General features: G+C 70.3%; 17 protein-coding genes. 10 read left to right on the plus strand and 7 right to left on the minus strand.

From position 1 onward, the window contains the following. Nucleotides 1–25 precede the first annotated feature (25 nt). On the plus strand, nt 26–643 hold the full coding sequence (locus BEN78_10725; GenBank protein ID ASR43775.1) for a 3-beta hydroxysteroid dehydrogenase: 618 nt from the start codon (nt 26–28) through the stop codon (nt 641–643). Between the two features lie 56 nt (nt 644–699). Here BEN78_10725 and BEN78_10730 read toward each other — a convergent pair whose 3' ends face one another. Both BEN78_10730 and BEN78_10735 read right to left on the minus strand, forming a co-directional pair. Beyond that, nucleotides 700–1,167, minus strand: coding sequence for a hypothetical protein (locus BEN78_10730; GenBank protein ID ASR43776.1), 468 nt, complete (start codon nt 1,165–1,167; stop codon nt 700–702). Beyond that, nucleotides 1,160–2,002 (minus strand): pyrroline-5-carboxylate reductase, encoded by an 843-nt coding sequence (locus BEN78_10735; protein ASR43777.1) that lies wholly within the window; start codon nt 2,000–2,002, stop codon nt 1,160–1,162. The genes BEN78_10730 and BEN78_10735 overlap by 8 nt, the downstream gene beginning before the upstream one ends. A gap of 168 nt (nt 2,003–2,170) precedes the next feature. Between BEN78_10735 and BEN78_10740 the strand changes: the two genes are divergently transcribed. The 4 genes from BEN78_10740 (at nt 2,171) to BEN78_10755 (ending at nt 6,119) form a co-directional block, all read left to right on the plus strand. Next, nucleotides 2,171–3,208 (plus strand): twitching motility protein PilT, encoded by a 1,038-nt coding sequence (locus BEN78_10740; protein ASR43778.1) that lies wholly within the window; start codon nt 2,171–2,173, stop codon nt 3,206–3,208. A 105-nt stretch (nt 3,209–3,313) separates the two neighbouring features. Next, a complete protein-coding gene (locus tag BEN78_10745) occupies nt 3,314–4,444 on the plus strand; it encodes a type IV pili twitching motility protein PilT (protein ID ASR43779.1) in 1,131 nt (376 codons plus the stop codon). A gap of 107 nt (nt 4,445–4,551) precedes the next feature. Beyond that, entirely contained in the window at nt 4,552–5,331 is a 780-nt protein-coding gene (locus BEN78_10750) for a hypothetical protein (protein ASR43780.1), read from the plus strand. Between the two features lie 161 nt (nt 5,332–5,492). Further along, nucleotides 5,493–6,119, plus strand: coding sequence for a superoxide dismutase (locus BEN78_10755; protein ASR43781.1), 627 nt, complete (start codon nt 5,493–5,495; stop codon nt 6,117–6,119). Nucleotides 6,120–6,177: 58 nt separating this feature from the next. Here the strand turns inward: BEN78_10755 and BEN78_10760 are convergent, their stop codons facing one another. Next, entirely contained in the window at nt 6,178–7,242 is a 1,065-nt protein-coding gene (locus tag BEN78_10760) for a hypothetical protein (protein ID ASR43782.1), read from the minus strand. Beyond that, complete coding sequence (locus BEN78_10765) at nt 7,239–7,778, minus strand: DNA-3-methyladenine glycosylase (GenBank protein ID ASR45083.1); 540 nt, start codon at nt 7,776–7,778, stop codon at nt 7,239–7,241. The genes BEN78_10760 and BEN78_10765 overlap by 4 nt, the downstream gene beginning before the upstream one ends. Nucleotides 7,779–7,878: 100 nt before the next feature. On the opposite strand from BEN78_10765, the gene BEN78_10770 reads away from it, so the two are divergent. Then, the gene (locus tag BEN78_10770; GenBank protein ASR43783.1) at nt 7,879–8,334 is read left to right on the plus strand and encodes a hypothetical protein; all 456 of its coding nucleotides are present in this window, start codon (nt 7,879–7,881) and stop codon (nt 8,332–8,334) included. Between the two features lie 13 nt (nt 8,335–8,347). Here BEN78_10770 and BEN78_10775 read toward each other — a convergent pair whose 3' ends face one another. Next, entirely contained in the window at nt 8,348–9,232 is an 885-nt protein-coding gene (locus BEN78_10775) for a hypothetical protein (GenBank protein ASR43784.1), read from the minus strand. Between the two features lie 117 nt (nt 9,233–9,349). Here BEN78_10775 and BEN78_10780 point away from each other — a divergent pair, with 117 nt between their 5' ends. The 4 genes from BEN78_10780 (at nt 9,350) to BEN78_10795 (ending at nt 12,869) form a co-directional block, all read left to right on the plus strand. Continuing rightward, entirely contained in the window at nt 9,350–9,904 is a 555-nt protein-coding gene (locus BEN78_10780) for a hypothetical protein (protein ASR43785.1), read from the plus strand. Further along, nucleotides 9,901–10,383 carry a Holliday junction DNA helicase RuvA gene (locus BEN78_10785; protein ASR43786.1) on the plus strand — a complete coding sequence of 161 codons (483 nt, stop codon included), beginning with the start codon at nt 9,901–9,903 and terminating at the stop codon, nt 10,381–10,383. Before BEN78_10780 ends, BEN78_10785 begins: the two co-directional genes overlap by 4 nt. Nucleotides 10,384–10,453: 70 nt before the next feature. Next, nucleotides 10,454–11,401: an aspartate carbamoyltransferase gene (locus BEN78_10790; GenBank protein ID ASR43787.1), complete on the plus strand. Its 948-nt coding sequence runs from the start codon at nt 10,454–10,456 to the stop codon at nt 11,399–11,401. Nucleotides 11,402–11,471: 70 nt separating this feature from the next. Continuing rightward, the gene (locus BEN78_10795) at nt 11,472–12,869 is read left to right on the plus strand and encodes an amino acid transporter (protein ID ASR43788.1); all 1,398 of its coding nucleotides are present in this window, start codon (nt 11,472–11,474) and stop codon (nt 12,867–12,869) included. A gap of 60 nt (nt 12,870–12,929) precedes the next feature. On the opposite strand, the gene BEN78_10800 is transcribed toward BEN78_10795, so the two are convergent. After that, on the minus strand, nt 12,930–13,721 hold the full coding sequence (locus BEN78_10800) for a phospholipase (GenBank protein ASR45084.1): 792 nt from the start codon (nt 13,719–13,721) through the stop codon (nt 12,930–12,932). A gap of 64 nt (nt 13,722–13,785) precedes the next feature. Then, nucleotides 13,786–14,424, minus strand: coding sequence for a hypothetical protein (locus BEN78_10805; protein ASR43789.1), 639 nt, complete (start codon nt 14,422–14,424; stop codon nt 13,786–13,788). Between the last annotated feature and the right edge of the window lie 5 nt (nt 14,425–14,429).

The raw sequence follows: 14,429 nt of genomic DNA on the forward strand, positions 1-14,429 counted from the left end.
GGCCCCCAGCTTCGAGAGTGCCCCCATGCAACGCATCGCCATTGTCGGCGTGACCGGTCGGGTCGGCTCGCGCCTTGCGCGCGAACTGCTCGCGCGTGGCCACCGCGTCACCGGCATCGCCCGCAACACCGCCGATGTCCCGCCGCAGGCGGGGTTGCGCCTGCAGTCCGCCGATGCCTCGCGCAGCGAGTCGCTTGCGCCGGTGCTGGCCGGGCACGACGTCGTGGTCAGCGCCGCCCGCTTCGACGGGGGGCCGAGTGCGCAGGTCGTCGTCGACGCGGTCCGCGCGGCCGGTGTGCCGAGGCTGCTGGTCGTCGGCGGCGCGGGCAGCCTGGAGGTCGCGCCGGGCGTCGCCTTGATCGACACCCCGGAGTTTCCCGAGGCCTATCGCGCCGAGGCCGCTGCCGGCCGTGCGTTTCTGCAGGCCTTGCGTGACGTCGCCGACCTCGACTGGACCTTCGTCTCGCCGGCGGCCGTGTTCGAGCCCGGCGAGCGCACCGGCGTGTTCCGGGTCGGCGGCGACAGCCTGCCGGTCGACGCCCAGGGCCGTAGTGCGATCTCAATGGAGGATTACGCCATCGCCTTCGCCGACGAGATCGAACGTCCCGCACACCCGCGTCAGCGCATCAGCGTCGGCTACTGAGGCCGCGTGCACGGGGTCGCGGCCCTGCCGCGGCGCCCGTGGACCTTGGCGTGTCGTCAGCGCGGGATCTCGCGGCTGAAACGCAGCACGGTGCGGATGCCGTCGGCGCCCGCGACCGCGATCTCCAGCCGCAGGGTGTCGGGGCCGGACGCATGTGCAATGGCGACATGCTCGACCTGTCCGTCGACGGTGACCGCTGCGAATGCCAGCGGCTGACGCACACCGCGCAGGTCGCGCGCATGACCGGTCACGGTCACTGGCGGCGTGGCGTCGCCGTCGCGGACGCTCACCAGTACGAGCACACGCTCGTCGCCGCGGTCGATGCCGTACTGGCGCGCGGCGGCCTCCGAGATGCGCGCGGTCGGCACGACGCTGGCCTCGACTTCGGCGGTGCCGAGCATGGCGCGTTCGGGCATCGCGAGGGTGTTGCCGCCGCCGCTGACGACCGGGGGGGACGGTTCGGTGCCGCAGGCGGCGAACGCCAGCGCCAGCATGGCCGCGAGCGGCAGCCGGCGCTCAGTCATTGGCGGCCGACAGTTCGGCGCCGCGGCGCGCCGCGCTCGCGATCGCTTCGGCGACCAGGGCGCGCAGCCCGCCGGCCTCGAAGGTCTCGATCGCCGCCTGGGTGGTGCCGCCTGGCGAGGTCACGCGCTGGCGCAGTGCGGCGGGCGCTTCGTCGCTCTCGGTGAGCATGCGCGCCGCACCGAGCACGGTCTGCAGCACCAGCGTGCGCGCGTCGGCAGCCGGCAGGCCCTGGGCGATGGCCGCCGCCTCCATGGCCTCGGCGAGCAGGAAGACATAGGCCGGGCCGCTGCCCGAGACCGCAGTGACCGCGTCCATGCGTGCTTCGTCCTCGATCCAGACCGTGGGCCCGGCGCTGCGCAGCAAGGCATCGGCGCGCTGGCGCCCGGCAGGGTCGACCTGTGCGTTGGCGAACAGGCCGGTCACGCCGGCGCCGAGCAGGGCAGGGGTGTTGGGCATCGTGCGCACGACCGCGACCCCGCCGCCGAGCCAGCGCTCGAGCTGTGCGGCGGTGATGCCGGCCGCGATCGACAGCACCAGCGGACGCGTTTCGGCGGCCAGCGGCGCGAGCGCTTCGCAGACCTCGCGCAGCACCTGCGGTTTGGTTGCCAGTACCCAGGTACTGGCGCCGGCGACGGCCTCGGCGGCGGTCTCGAACGTCAGGATGCCGAAGTCGCGGGCGAGCGCGTCGCGGGTGCCGGCATTGGGATCGGCGACGCGGATCGTGCGCGGGTCGGCGTCGCGCGCGAGCAGCCCGCCGATCAGGCTGCGTGCCATGTTGCCGCCGCCCACAAAAGCGGTCGTGGCGTCGGGATCGAAGACGGAGGCTTGGGGCATGAGGAGTCCGGAACGGCAGGAAGGGAGCCGCCGCCAATGCCGCGCCGCGCAGTCCGGCGACGCGGCCGCATCGGGGCTGCGACGGCGGGGTCTATACTGCCGCCGGACACCGGGAGGCGCCAGTCGCCGCCGGCCCGCGCCGCCGCCGGACCACCAACGAGGGACACCATGGACATCGCCGAACTGTTGGCGTTCTCGGTCAAGAACAAGGCCTCCGACCTGCACCTGTCGGCCGGCCTGCCGCCGATGATCCGCGTCGACGGCGACGTGCGGCGCATCAACATTCCCGCACTCGACCACAAGCAGGTGCATGCGCTGATCTACGACATCATGTCGGACAAGCAGCGGCGCGATTACGAGGAGTTCCTCGAGGTCGACTTCTCATTCGAGATCCCGGGCCTGGCGCGGTTCCGCGTCAACGCGTTCAATCAGAACCGCGGCGCCGGTGCGGTGTTCCGCACGATTCCGTCCGAGGTGCTGACCCTCGACGACCTCAACTGTCCGCCGATCTTCCGCCAGCTGATCGACCAGCCGCAGGGCCTGATCCTGGTGACCGGGCCGACCGGCTCGGGCAAGTCGACCACGCTGGCGGCGATGCTCGACCACATCAACAAGAACGAGTACGCGCACATCCTGTCGGTCGAAGATCCGATCGAGTTCGTGCACACCTCGCAAAAGTGCCTGGTCAACCAGCGCGAAGTCCACCGCGACACCCATGGCTTCAACGAGGCGCTGCGCTCGGCGCTGCGCGAGGACCCCGATTACATCCTGGTCGGCGAATTGCGCGATCTGGAGACCATCCGTCTGGCGCTGACCGCCGCCGAGACCGGCCACCTGGTGTTCGGCACCCTGCACACCAGCTCGGCGGCCAAGACCATCGATCGCATCATCGATGTCTTCCCGGCCGGCGAGAAGGCGATGGTGCGCTCGATGCTGTCCGAAAGCTTGCGCGCGGTGATCTCCCAGGCCCTGCTCAAGAAGGTCGGCGGCGGCCGCACGGCGGCCTGGGAGATCATGGTCGGCATCCCGGCGATCCGGAACCTGATCCGCGAGGACAAGGTCGCGCAGATGTACTCGGCGATCCAGACCGGACAGCAGTCGGGCATGATGACCCTCGACCAGCATCTCCAGGACCTGGTCCGGCGCGGCGTCGTCGCGCGCGCCCAGGCCAAGGAACATGCGAAAGACAAGCGACTTTTCGAATGAGTCTTGATGTCAGGATTCGTGAACAGTGATTCGTCAAGGTCAAGCGCGGCTGCTCGTCCGACTCCCGAATCACCCTTGACCAATCAGGGCTCCGCAGGAGCACAGATGAGCAGCCTCGACTTCACTTCGTTCCTCAAGCTGATGGCCCACCAGCGGGCCTCGGACCTGTTCATCACCGCCGGCCTGCCGCCGTCGATGAAGGTACACGGCAAGATCTCGCCGATCACCCAGACGCCGCTCACGCCGCAGCAGGCGCGCGACATGGTGCTCAACGTGATGACCCCGCCGCAGCGCGAGGAGTTCGAGCGCACGCACGAATGCAACTTCGCGATCGGCGTCTCCGGTGTGGGCCGGTTCCGCATCTCGTGCTTCTACCAGCGCAATCAGGTCGGCATGGTGCTGCGACGCATCGAGACGCACATCCCGACGATCGAGGAACTGAACCTGCCGGCAGTGGTCAAGACGCTGGCGATGACCAAGCGCGGCATCGTGATCATGGTCGGCGGCACCGGTGCCGGCAAATCCACGTCGCTGGCGGCGATGATCGGCTACCGCAACCAGAACTCGAGTGGGCACATCATCACGATCGAGGATCCGATCGAGTTCGTGCACCGGCACGCCGGCTGCATCATCACCCAGCGCGAAGTCGGCATCGACACCGACAGTTGGGAGGCCGCGCTCAAGAACACCCTGCGCCAGGCCCCCGACGTGATCATGATCGGCGAGGTGCGCACCCGCGAGGGCATGAACCACGCGATCGCCTTCGCCGAGACCGGGCATCTGGTGCTGTGCACCCTGCACGCCAACAACGCCAACCAGGCGATGGACCGGGTCATCAACTTCTTCCCCGAGGATCGGCGCAGCCAGTTGCTGATGGACCTGTCGCTCAATCTCAAGGGCGTCATCGCCCAGCAGTTGATCCCCACGCCCGACGGCAAGGGCCGGCGCGCAGCGATGGAGATCCTGCTCGGGACCCCGCTGGTGCAGGATTACATCCGCGAAGGCGAGATCCCCAAGCTCAAGGAGATCATGAAGGAGTCGACCAACCTGGGCATGAAGACGTTCGACCAGTCGTTGTTCGAGCTCTATCAGGCCGGCGAGATCTCCTACGAGGACGCCCTGCGCTACGCCGATTCGGCCAACGAGGTGCGCTTGCGCATCAAGCTGGCGCAGGGCGGCGATGCGCGCACGCTGGCCCAGGGCCTGGATGGGGTGGAAGTCGCCGAGGTCCGCTGAGGGCATGCAGCCGGACGCTTGATCGGCGAGGTGCGTGCGGCCGAAAATCCGCGCGCGGCGACGGGCCCGGTGCGCGTCGCCAGCCCATCCCATCACAAGGAAGCACCATGCATCACTTCGTTCCCCGCTGCGTCCTGGCCGTCTCGCTGCTGGCCGCGGCGGTCTCCGCCGCGCACGCGCAGAGCGCTCTCGATCGCCTCAAGGGGCTGGGCGGCGGCCGCGCCCAGACTGCGCTGGATGTCGGCAGCGATGTCGTCAAGGGGCTGACGCTCAGCGATGCCGACATCGCCACGCTCGGCGCCGAGGCCGCAGTCGCCTACGATGCCGAGAATCTGGTCGCGCCTGCCAGCGATCCCTACGCGCAGCGGCTGGCGCGCCTGGTCGCGGGCTGGGAGAACGATGCCGGCCTGAATCTCAACTTCAAGGTCTATCGCACGCCCGAGATCAACGCGTTCGCCTTGCCCGACGGCTCGGTGCGGGTGTTCAGTGGCCTGATGGACGCGATGGACGACGACGAACTGCGCTTCGTCATCGGCCACGAGATCGGCCACGTCAAGCACGGACACAGCAAGGCCCGGTTCCGCACCGCCTATCTCGCCCAGGCCGCGCGCAAGGGTGTGGCGAGCACCAATAACGCAGCCGGCCGCCTGGCGGCGTCCGAGCTGGGCGGCGTCGTCGAAGAGGTGGTCAAGGCGCAGCATTCACAGTCCAACGAACTCGAGTCCGACGGCTACGGCCTGGGGCTGCTGCAGCGCGGCGGCTTCAACCCGCAGGCGGCCGTGACCGCATTGCAGAAGCTCGACGACGGCGGCCCCAAGGCCGGCATGCTGTCCAGCCACCCCGATCCGGCGCGCCGCGCGCAGCGCATCCAGGCGCAACTGCGCTAAGCGCGTCGGGCACGCGCTCGCGGGTCTTGCGCGCTGCGCGCGCCGCGAAACGCTGCGTTGTTCCGATCCGACCCGTGCTGCGCGTATCGTGGCCGGGCCTTGTCGCCAGTTTGACCTCCGTCGGAGGACAATGGCGCATTCATCTAAGAGGAGTCTCGCTGATGGCCTACACCCTTCCCGAACTTGGCTACGCCTATGACGCGCTCGAGCCGCATATCGACGCCAAGACGATGGAGATCCATCACACCAAGCACCACCAGACCTACATCAACAACGCCAACGCTGCGCTCGAAGGCACCGAGTGGGCGGATCGCCCGGTCGAGGAACTGGTGGCCAATCTCGACAAGTTGCCCGAGGACAAGCGCGGTCCGCTGCGCAACAACGCGGGCGGCCATGCCAACCACTCGCTGTTCTGGACGGTGATGTCGCCCAAGGGCGGCGGCGCGCCGGTCGGCGATGTCGCCAAGCACATCGACAGCGACCTGGGCGGTTTCGATGCATTCAAGGAGGCCTTCACCAAGGCCGCGATCAGCCGTTTCGGCAGCGGCTGGGCCTGGCTGTCGGTCGACAAGGCCGGCACGCTGAAGGTCGAGAGCAGCGCCAACCAGGACAATCCGCTGATGCAGGGCATCGGCTCGGGCAACACCCCGATCCTGGGCCTGGACGTCTGGGAACACGCCTACTACCTCAAGTACCAGAACCGTCGTCCCGACTACATCGCCGCGTTCTACAACGTCGTCGACTGGAACGAGGTCGAGCGCCGCTATCAGGCCGCGGTCAAGGGCTGAGCCCACAGCCACTGCGGTCCCCGCAGCGCCCGCCGGTCGTACCGGCGGGCGTTTGCGTTCAAGGCGTCGCGATATCGGACGCCGGAACGATGTCGACCGCGAGCACACGGCGCTCGGTCGTGAGCGCGATCTCGGCGATCTGCGTGGCCTGCCGGTCGTACACCCAGGCCATGCAGCAGCTCTGGCTGCCGGCTGCGTGATAGCTGTTGAGCAGGTTGATCACGGTGACCTCGCTGCAGTCACCGTCATGGTGCAGCGCAAACGTCGCCGCGAACTCGAAGGTGTAATGCCCGGCGCCATGCCAGGGCCGGGGGGCATCGTCGCTGCGTTCAGGGCACGCGGGGGGCGGGTCGGTGCGCTCGGCAAGTGCGCCGAGGCCCCGATCGACCGCGGCCAGCAGCGATGGCGCTGACGGGTGGCTGCCCTGCTGCGGCGCGACCCGGTGGCGCATCGCATAGCGCACGCGCAGTCCGTCCTGCGCGGGCTCAGGGTTGAACGGACGGGTGAGGGTGAGCGTGTCCTGCGCATAGACGCTGTCGCGGTAGACGGTCCAGATGCGGCCGTCGATCGCGATGAGGTCGAAGGCCTGGTCGCCGCCCCGGCCGTTGATCGAAAAGGTCATGGCGTCGCGCGCGTCGGCGTCGCCGACATCCGCAAGCGGCCACGCGAAGCCGTCCGGGCGCTGGCGGATCAGCTCGATCTGCGAAAACAGGCCGGTACCGCCGACATAGGTCTCGCGTACGAGGTCGAGACGTCCATCGCCATCGAGATCGACCAGTTGCAGGTGGGCGCCGCGTCCTTCGCCATCGCCGCGATCGCAGGTGCCCGGCCAGCGCGCCAGGGCCTGCCAGTCGGCCAGCGGCACGCCTGGGGGCCGGCCGATGTGCGCCAGGCAGTCGGCCAGCGGCTCGTCTGTCGCATCGGCCAGTGCAATGTCGAGCTCCGTGGTGCTCACGGCCTGGAGCGGGGAGAGGGCCGCCGCCAGCGGGTCGACAGCGCCTGCGGTGGCGGCGTCCAGAATCGCTTGGCGCAGTGTGTCGACGGGTCGCTCGGCCTGCGCCGCCAGGACGGGCGCAAGCGCGAGAGCTGCGACCAGCAGCCCGCGCAGGCCACCGGATGTCATGGCGTGGCGCGCCGTCGCAGTTCGACCGCAACCGGGCAGTCGGGGCGATGCGCGCCGGGCAGGTAGCCCAGGCTCATCAGGAACTCGCCGGTGATCTCGCCGCCGGTGAACCGGAATGTGCGCTTGAACAGCTTCACCCACGAGGCTTTGTCGCGCGGCCTGCCGTCTTCGTTGGCGTGCGCGTCCAGCCACGCGGCGAAGCCGCCATGACTCGTTCGCAGGCCCTGCACGACCTGGGCGTTGTGGATCGCCGCGTCGATCTTGAGCCGGTTGCGGATAATCGCCGGGTCGGCCAGCAGGCGCGCGCGGTCCGCCTCACCGTAGCCGGCGACCGCATCGACGTCGAAGCCGTCGTAGGCCGCGCGGAAGCCCGCGCGCTTGCGCAGCACCGTCTCCCAGCTCAGCCCGGCCTGGTTGATCTCCAGCAACAGGCGCTCGAACAGCACCGCCTCCTCGCGCTGCGGAAAGCCGTATTCGGTGTCGTGGTAGGGCCCGTGCAGCGGATGGCCGGGGGCGATGTCGCAGTAGCCGCTCATGCGCGCAGCATAGGCAGGGCCGCGGCCTGGCGCCAGGTGCCGGCTTGCGCCCTTCACGGCGGCCGCGCGACCATGCGCCATCGCCCAGCAGGAACCGTCGATGGAAATCGCACACCGTCGTGTCGCCACGGTCCACTTCACGCTGTCGGACACCTCCGGCGCGCAGATCGCCACGACCCGTGGCCACGATCCGCTGGTCTACATGCACGGCAGCGGCTCGATCATCCGCGGGTTGGAGGAGGCACTCGAGGGGCGCAGCGCCGGGGACACGTTCACCGTCGAGATCCCGCCCGAAGCCGGTTTCGGGCCGCGCCACGATGGGTTGGTGCAGCGCCTGCCGCGCAGCGTGTTCACCGGCAACACCGTGCCGGCGGTCGGCGAGAAGCTGCGCGCGCAGACCGAGAAGGGTCCGTTGGACGTCACGGTCACCGCGCTCGATGCCGACAGCATCACCGTGGACGGCAACAACCCGCTGGCCGGGCGCACGCTGCGCGCCGAGGTCGAGGTCGTCGGCGTGCGGGTGGCGACGCCGCAGGAAATCCAGTTCGGGCTGTGAGCCGGTCGCCGGCTCAGCCCGGCTGGGTGCGGCCGTCCAGACGCGTCGCCAGGGCCTGGGCGTCGAACGGCGCACGGACTTTGGCGTCGTTGTCGAAGTAGCAGTAGACGTCGCGACCGGAGGCCGCCGGCGGCGCCCGCGGGGCGCTGCGCGCGGCATCGCGCGGCTCGCCGCCGGCCGCCCAGCGGGCGATCCGGCGCGCCCAGCGATCGAGGGCGGGCTCGCCGTAGCCGCTGGTGTAGAGCTCGGTATCGCCGTGCAGGCGGATGTAGACGAAATCGGCGGTGACGTCCTCGAGCACCGGGTGCCGCCCTGCGCTGTCGGAAACCACCAGACCAACGCCGTGCGCGCGCAGCAGGGCGATGAACGCAGGGTCGCAGAAGCTCGCATGCCGCACTTCCAGCGCATGCCGGATCGGCCGTTCGCGCAGGCGCGGCAAGGCGGTGCGGCCGGCCATCCGGTCACGCTCGCGCCGCCGGGCCAGTGCCAGCGCTGCAGCGGTATCGTGCGGCAAGGCGCGCAGAAAGGCGTCGATGCGCGCCGGCTCGAACGCCAGGTTCGGCGGCAATTGCCACAGCAATGGGCCGAGGCGGTCATCGAGTGTCAGCACGCCGGATGCGAAGAAGTTCGCCAGCGGCATCTCCACGTCGCGCAGCCGCTTCATGTGCGTGACCAGACGCGGCCCCTTGACCGCGAACACGAAGCCTGGCGGGGTCGCATCGCGCCAGCTGCGCCAGCTTTTGGGCGATTGCAGCGAGTAGAACGACCCGTTGATCTCGATGGTCCGGAACATGCGCGAGGCGAAGGCCAGTTCCTCGCGCTGGACCAGGTCCTGGGGATAGAAGACCCCGCGCCAGGGGGCATAACGCCAGCCGGAGATGCCGATGCGGACCGCCATGGGAAACGAGCTTGGCGACCGGCGGCGGAGGCTGCGTGAAGCGGATTGCGTTGCCTACGGCGCCGGCCTGCAGGTCATGCACAGGTGGCGTGCAGCGCGGCCGGCTAGAATGCCGCCATGTCGTTCTTTGCCAATCACCTGCTGGTCGCGCTGCCGGCGCTGCAGGATCCCGACTTCGCGCGTTCGGTCGCGTTGATCTGCCAACACGATGCCGAGGGCGCGATGGGCGTGGTCGTCAACCGGCCTTCGGAGTACACCCTGGGCGAAGTGTTCGAGCAGATGGGCATCGTGCTCATCGACCAACGCCTGCGCGACCACCGAGTGCTCGCCGGCGGCCCGGTGCATCCCGAGCGCGGTTTCGTGCTGCACGACGGCCAGGCGCGCTGGGATTCGAGCCTGGCGATTGCCGAGGACCTGAATGTCACCACATCGCGCGACGTGCTCGAGGCGATGGCGGCCGGCGAAGGTCCGGACAACGCGATCGTCGCGCTGGGTTGTGCCGGCTGGGGCGCCGGCCAGCTCGAACAGGAACTGACCCAGCACAGCTGGCTGACCGTGCCTGCCGATGCGCCACTGCTGTTCGATACCCCGCTCGATGCGCGCTGGCAGGCCGCGGCCGGCCGGATCGGCGTCGACATGACCCTCGTCGTCAGCCACGGCGGGCGGGCGTGAGCGAGGCTGCGCCCGCCGCTCCGGCGATCCGCCGCGACGGCACCGTGCTCGGTTTCGACGTGGGTGCGCGACGCATCGGCGTGGCCGTGGGCAGCGCGTTCGGCAACGGCGCGCGTGCGTTGGCTGTCGTCGACGTGCACGGCGGCCAGATCGACTGGCCGGCAGTCGCGCGGTTGCACAAAGAGTGGCGGCCGGACGGCATGATCGTCGGCGACCCGCTGACCCTGGACGGCGGCGACCAGCCGGCGCGGGTCCGGGCGCATGCGTTCGCGCGCGAACTCGTCGCCCGCTTCGGCCTGCCGGTCGTCTTGATCGACGAGCGCGCAAGCTCGATCGAGGCGGCCCGCCGCTTCGCCGTCGACCGGGCCGAGGGACGCCGCCGCCGCCGCGATGCCGCGACACTCGACGCGGTCGCCGCGGCGGTCATCGTCGAGCGCTGGCTCGCCGCGCCGGACACCGCCACGCCGGTGACGCGCTGACCGACGCGCGCTATCCGCGCGGGTACCGGGTGCGGGACAATCGAGATCCCGCCGCTGCCCGCTCACTGCGATGTCCCAGACCGCATCTTCCGCGCAACTCGACGCCAACGGCCGCCTGCGCCACCTGTTGACCCTCGACGGCTTGCCGCGTGCGACGCTGGAGACGCTGCTCGACCGCGCCCAGGCGATTCTCGATGGGGACGAACGCAATGCGCGTCTGGCCGGCGTCGCGGTCTGCACGCTGTTCTTTGAACCCTCGACGCGGACCCGTCTGAGCTTCCAGCGCGCGACCCAGCGACTCGGCGCCGACGTGCTCGGCTTCGACGCCTCGACTTCGTCGACGACCAAGGGCGAGACCGCGCTCGATACCTTCCGCAACATCGAGGCGATGGGCGTGCGCGGTTTCGTCGTGCGCCACAGCGCCGACGGCGCGGTCGCCGCGCTGGCGCAGGCCGCCGCGCCCGACACCGCACTGCTCAATGCCGGCGACGGGCGCAGCGCGCATCCCACGCAGGGCCTGCTCGACATGCTGACTTTGCGCCAGGCCAAGGGCACGGATTTCTCGGGCCTGCGCGTGGCGATCGTCGGCGATGTGAAGCACTCGCGGGTCGCGCGCAGCGACCTGCAGGCGCTGCGCACGCTCGGTGCCGGCGAGATCCGCGTCTGTGGACCGGCGGCGCTGTTGCCCGATGAGGCGACGCTCGCCGGCTGCACCGTCTCGCACGATCTCGACGCGGCACTGGAAGGCGTCGACGCGGTGATGATGCTGCGGCTGCAACGCGAGCGCATGGAAGAAGGGCTGGTCGGCTCGCTTGAGGACTACCACTGCGACTACGGGCTCGACGCACGCCGGCTGCGGCTGGCGGCGCCCGATGCGGTGGTGCTGCATCCCGGGCCGATGAACCGCGGCGTGGAGATCGCCGACGACGTCGCCGACGGCCCGCAGTCGCAGGTGCTGCGTCAGGTCCACAACGGGGTCGCGGTGCGCATGGCCGCGCTGGAGGCGTTGCTGGCCTGAGCCCGGGCGCGGGCCGGTTACGGCGACGCGAATCCGGTATCTTGCCTGGCTTTCGACCAGGCCGGCCCCGATGCAGCCCACCTCTACGTCCAGTCCAAAGACCACACGGCCGGTCGCGGCGCCCGCGCACGCGCTCAAGCCGCGGCAACTGGTGATGATGGGCCTGGGCAGCGCGATCGGCGCCGGTCTGTTCCTGGGCTCGGGCGTCGGCATTCAGGTCGCAGGTCCCGCCGTGCTGCTGTCCTATCTGATCGCCGGCGCGCTGGTGATCGTGGTGATGCATGCACTCGGCGAGATGGCCGCGGCCAAGCCCGCCAGCGGTGCGTTCTCGGTCTATGCCGAGGACGCGATGGGCGCGACTGCCGGCGCGACGGTCGGCTGGTTGTGGTGGCTGCAGGTGGTGATCGTGATCGCCGCCGAGGCGGTCGGCGCGGCTGGCCTGCTGGCGACCTTGTGGCCTAGCCTCTCGGTGCCCGGGCTGGCGCTCACGTTCATGGCGGTATTCACCGCGATCAATCTGCTGGGCGTGCGCAATTTCGGCGAGTTCGAGTTCTGGTTCGCGATCCTGAAAGTGGTTGCGATCCTGGCCTTCATCGCGGTCGGCATCGTGCTGCTGCTGGGCTGGCTGCCCGACGTCGCATCGCCGGGGCTGGCGCATTTCCATGCCAATGGCGGCTTCGCGCCGAACGGGCTGATGGGCGTCGGCGCGGCGCTGCTGGTCGTGGTGTTCGCGTTCGGCGGCACCGAGATTGTCGCCATCGCCGCTGCCGAGACCGACGATCCGGCGCGCAGCCTCGCACGCGCAATCCGCACCGTCGCCTGGCGCATCCTGTTGTTCTATCTGGGCTCGATCGCGGTGATCGTGGCCGTCGTGCCCTGGAACAGCCCGGCGCTGGCCTCGCCGTTCGCGGCGGTGTTGCAGGTGGCGCGCATTCCCGGCGCGGCCGCCGCGATCACCCTGGTTGCGGTAATCGCGCTGTTGTCGGCGCTCAACGCCAACCTCTACGGCGCGTCGCGGATGATCTGGTCGCTGGCCCGGCGCGGCGAGGCGCCGGCGGTGCTTGGTCGCAGCGACCGCCGTCAGGTGCCGGTCGCCGCGGTGCTGGCCAGTGTCGCCTTCGGTTTCCTCGCGGCGGGCCTGGAGCTGTTGTTCCCGCAGCGGGTGCTGCCGGTGCTGCTCAACATCGTCGGCGCGACCTGCCTGCTGGTCTGGACGATCGCGCTGGTCTCGCAGCTGATCCTGCGCCGCCGCGCCGATCGGGCAGGCACTGCGCTGCCGTACCGGATGCGCGGGTTCCCGGTGCCGACCCTGGCCGCGCTGGCGATCCTGGGGCTGATCTTCGTGCTGTTGATCGTCTCCCCGGACACCCGCGCGCAGTTCCTGTCGATGGTGCTGCTGGTCGCAGTGATCGCCGCGCTCGGCGCGCTGGCGCGACGGCTGCGGACGGGCGCGCGCCCCGCGCCTTAGTCGCGTGTCGCGCGCGGTCGACGACGCCCCGGCCCGCGCTCGGCCCGGGCGACGTGTCGCTCAGCGCCGCTGCGCGAACAGCCAATCCCACAGCGCCTGCGTGGCGTAGGCTGCGTCCCAGCTGTTGTGGTTGGCGTCGGGGAACTCGGTGTAGCGCACGTCGGCGCCGACGCGCTGCAGCGCGGCGTACATCCGGCGCGACTGCTCGGGGGGCACGACATCGTCGCGGGCGCCGTGGAACAGCCAACTGGGAATGTCGCGCAGCCGTTGCGCGGCGGCATCGAACGGGTCGGGCGCCTCGCGAGTCGATTCGACTTGCAGGCTGTCGAGATCGGGGCGCGTGCCGGGCGGGGTGATGCCGCCGCACACCGGCACCAGGGCCGCGAAGCGCTCGGGCGCACGCAGGGCCAGCGACCAAGTGCCGTAGCCGCCGCGGGACATGCCGGTCAGCGAGGTGCGGCGCCGGTCGCCGTCGAACTCGACGGTGGCGGCATCGAGCGCGGCCAGCGCCATCGTCGCCACGTCGCCTTCCCATGACGTGCCTTCGGGCGATTGCGGAAATACCACCAGGGCCGGGAAATCGGCCGCGTGCGCGCGCACGTACGGCCCCAGGCCGGCGTGGGTCTGCTTGTCGCCGTCGCTGCCGCGTTCGCCCGAACCGTGCAGGAACAACACCACCGGCAGTGGCCGGGGCACGGCCGCCGTCGGCACGAAAACCTGGTAGGCGTAGCGGTGTCCGCCGACCTCGACCGTACGGCGCACGAAGCGGCCCGGTGCCTGCGCGGACGGCGACGAGCGACAGCCGGCGAGCCAGGCTGCGCCACCGGCGCCAGCGAGTGCGAGACCGCGCAGCACGCGGCGGCGGGACGTGGAATCGGGGGGCAGGGACATCGGTGGCTCCAGGACGGGGGCGCGCTCAGAGGGCGGGCCGCAGGACGAGGGCGAGGGCGATCGCATGCAGCGCGATCATCGCCACGAAGACATGACGGTAGGCGCGCTTGACGCTCTTGTGCCGCAGCAGGCGTTGCGCGAGCCAGGCAGCCGGCCAGCCGCCGAGCAGTTCGAACAAGTGCAACTGGGCTTCGGGCGTGCGTCGGCGTCCGGCCTGCGCGGCGCGCTTATCGACCGCATACATCCCGAACGTGACCAAGTTGAGGACCCCCAGCCCTGGCACGAGCATGGCGGGCAGGCAGCCGGCGTCGATGCCCCAGGCCAGCGCCGCGGCCCACAGCGCGATCGTCAGCAGCATCGCCAGCGCGCCGACCGGGCCGCGCGCGCGCGGCCTTGGGGCCGGCGGTGCCTGGCGCAATCGGCGTTCGCGTGTGGCGGCCAGCGACACCCGCACCACCCGATGGGCGCGCCAACGGCCATCGGCCTGGCGTTCGGGCGTGTAGCGCACGATCTCGCCGACTTCCGGCCGGCGGCCGCCCTGGTCGTAGTCGCGGATGTGGAAAAACGCGCGCGGCCCGTCGGCAGGATCGAGCGGCTCGACAAAGCCGTAGCCGCGACCGTCGTCCCAACTGGCGATCTTTCCCGGTTGCGAGGTCGGCGGCATTTGTG

It is taken from the genome of Xanthomonas citri pv. mangiferaeindicae (genome assembly GCA_002240395.1).
Classification (GTDB): Bacteria; Pseudomonadota; Gammaproteobacteria; order Xanthomonadales; family Xanthomonadaceae; genus Luteimonas; species Luteimonas citri_A.

Coding starts and splice junctions, on each gene's coding strand:
- BEN78_10725 (ASR43775.1), top strand. CDS start 26: ATGCAACGCATCGCCATTGTCGGCGTGACCGGTCGGGTCGGCTCGCGC.
- BEN78_10730 (ASR43776.1), bottom strand. CDS start 1,167: ATGACTGAGCGCCGGCTGCCGCTCGCGGCCATGCTGGCGCTGGCGTTC.
- BEN78_10735 (ASR43777.1), bottom strand. CDS start 2,002: ATGCCCCAAGCCTCCGTCTTCGATCCCGACGCCACGACCGCTTTTGTG.
- BEN78_10740 (ASR43778.1), top strand. CDS start 2,171: ATGGACATCGCCGAACTGTTGGCGTTCTCGGTCAAGAACAAGGCCTCC.
- BEN78_10745 (ASR43779.1), top strand. CDS start 3,314: ATGAGCAGCCTCGACTTCACTTCGTTCCTCAAGCTGATGGCCCACCAG.
- BEN78_10750 (ASR43780.1), top strand. CDS start 4,552: ATGCATCACTTCGTTCCCCGCTGCGTCCTGGCCGTCTCGCTGCTGGCC.
- BEN78_10755 (ASR43781.1), top strand. CDS start 5,493: ATGGCCTACACCCTTCCCGAACTTGGCTACGCCTATGACGCGCTCGAG.
- BEN78_10760 (ASR43782.1), bottom strand. CDS start 7,242: ATGACATCCGGTGGCCTGCGCGGGCTGCTGGTCGCAGCTCTCGCGCTT.
- BEN78_10765 (ASR45083.1), bottom strand. CDS start 7,778: ATGAGCGGCTACTGCGACATCGCCCCCGGCCATCCGCTGCACGGGCCC.
- BEN78_10770 (ASR43783.1), top strand. CDS start 7,879: ATGGAAATCGCACACCGTCGTGTCGCCACGGTCCACTTCACGCTGTCG.
- BEN78_10775 (ASR43784.1), bottom strand. CDS start 9,232: ATGGCGGTCCGCATCGGCATCTCCGGCTGGCGTTATGCCCCCTGGCGC.
- BEN78_10780 (ASR43785.1), top strand. CDS start 9,350: ATGTCGTTCTTTGCCAATCACCTGCTGGTCGCGCTGCCGGCGCTGCAG.
- BEN78_10790 (ASR43787.1), top strand. CDS start 10,454: ATGTCCCAGACCGCATCTTCCGCGCAACTCGACGCCAACGGCCGCCTG.
- BEN78_10795 (ASR43788.1), top strand. CDS start 11,472: ATGCAGCCCACCTCTACGTCCAGTCCAAAGACCACACGGCCGGTCGCG.
- BEN78_10805 (ASR43789.1), bottom strand. CDS start 14,424: ATGCCGCCGACCTCGCAACCGGGAAAGATCGCCAGTTGGGACGACGGT.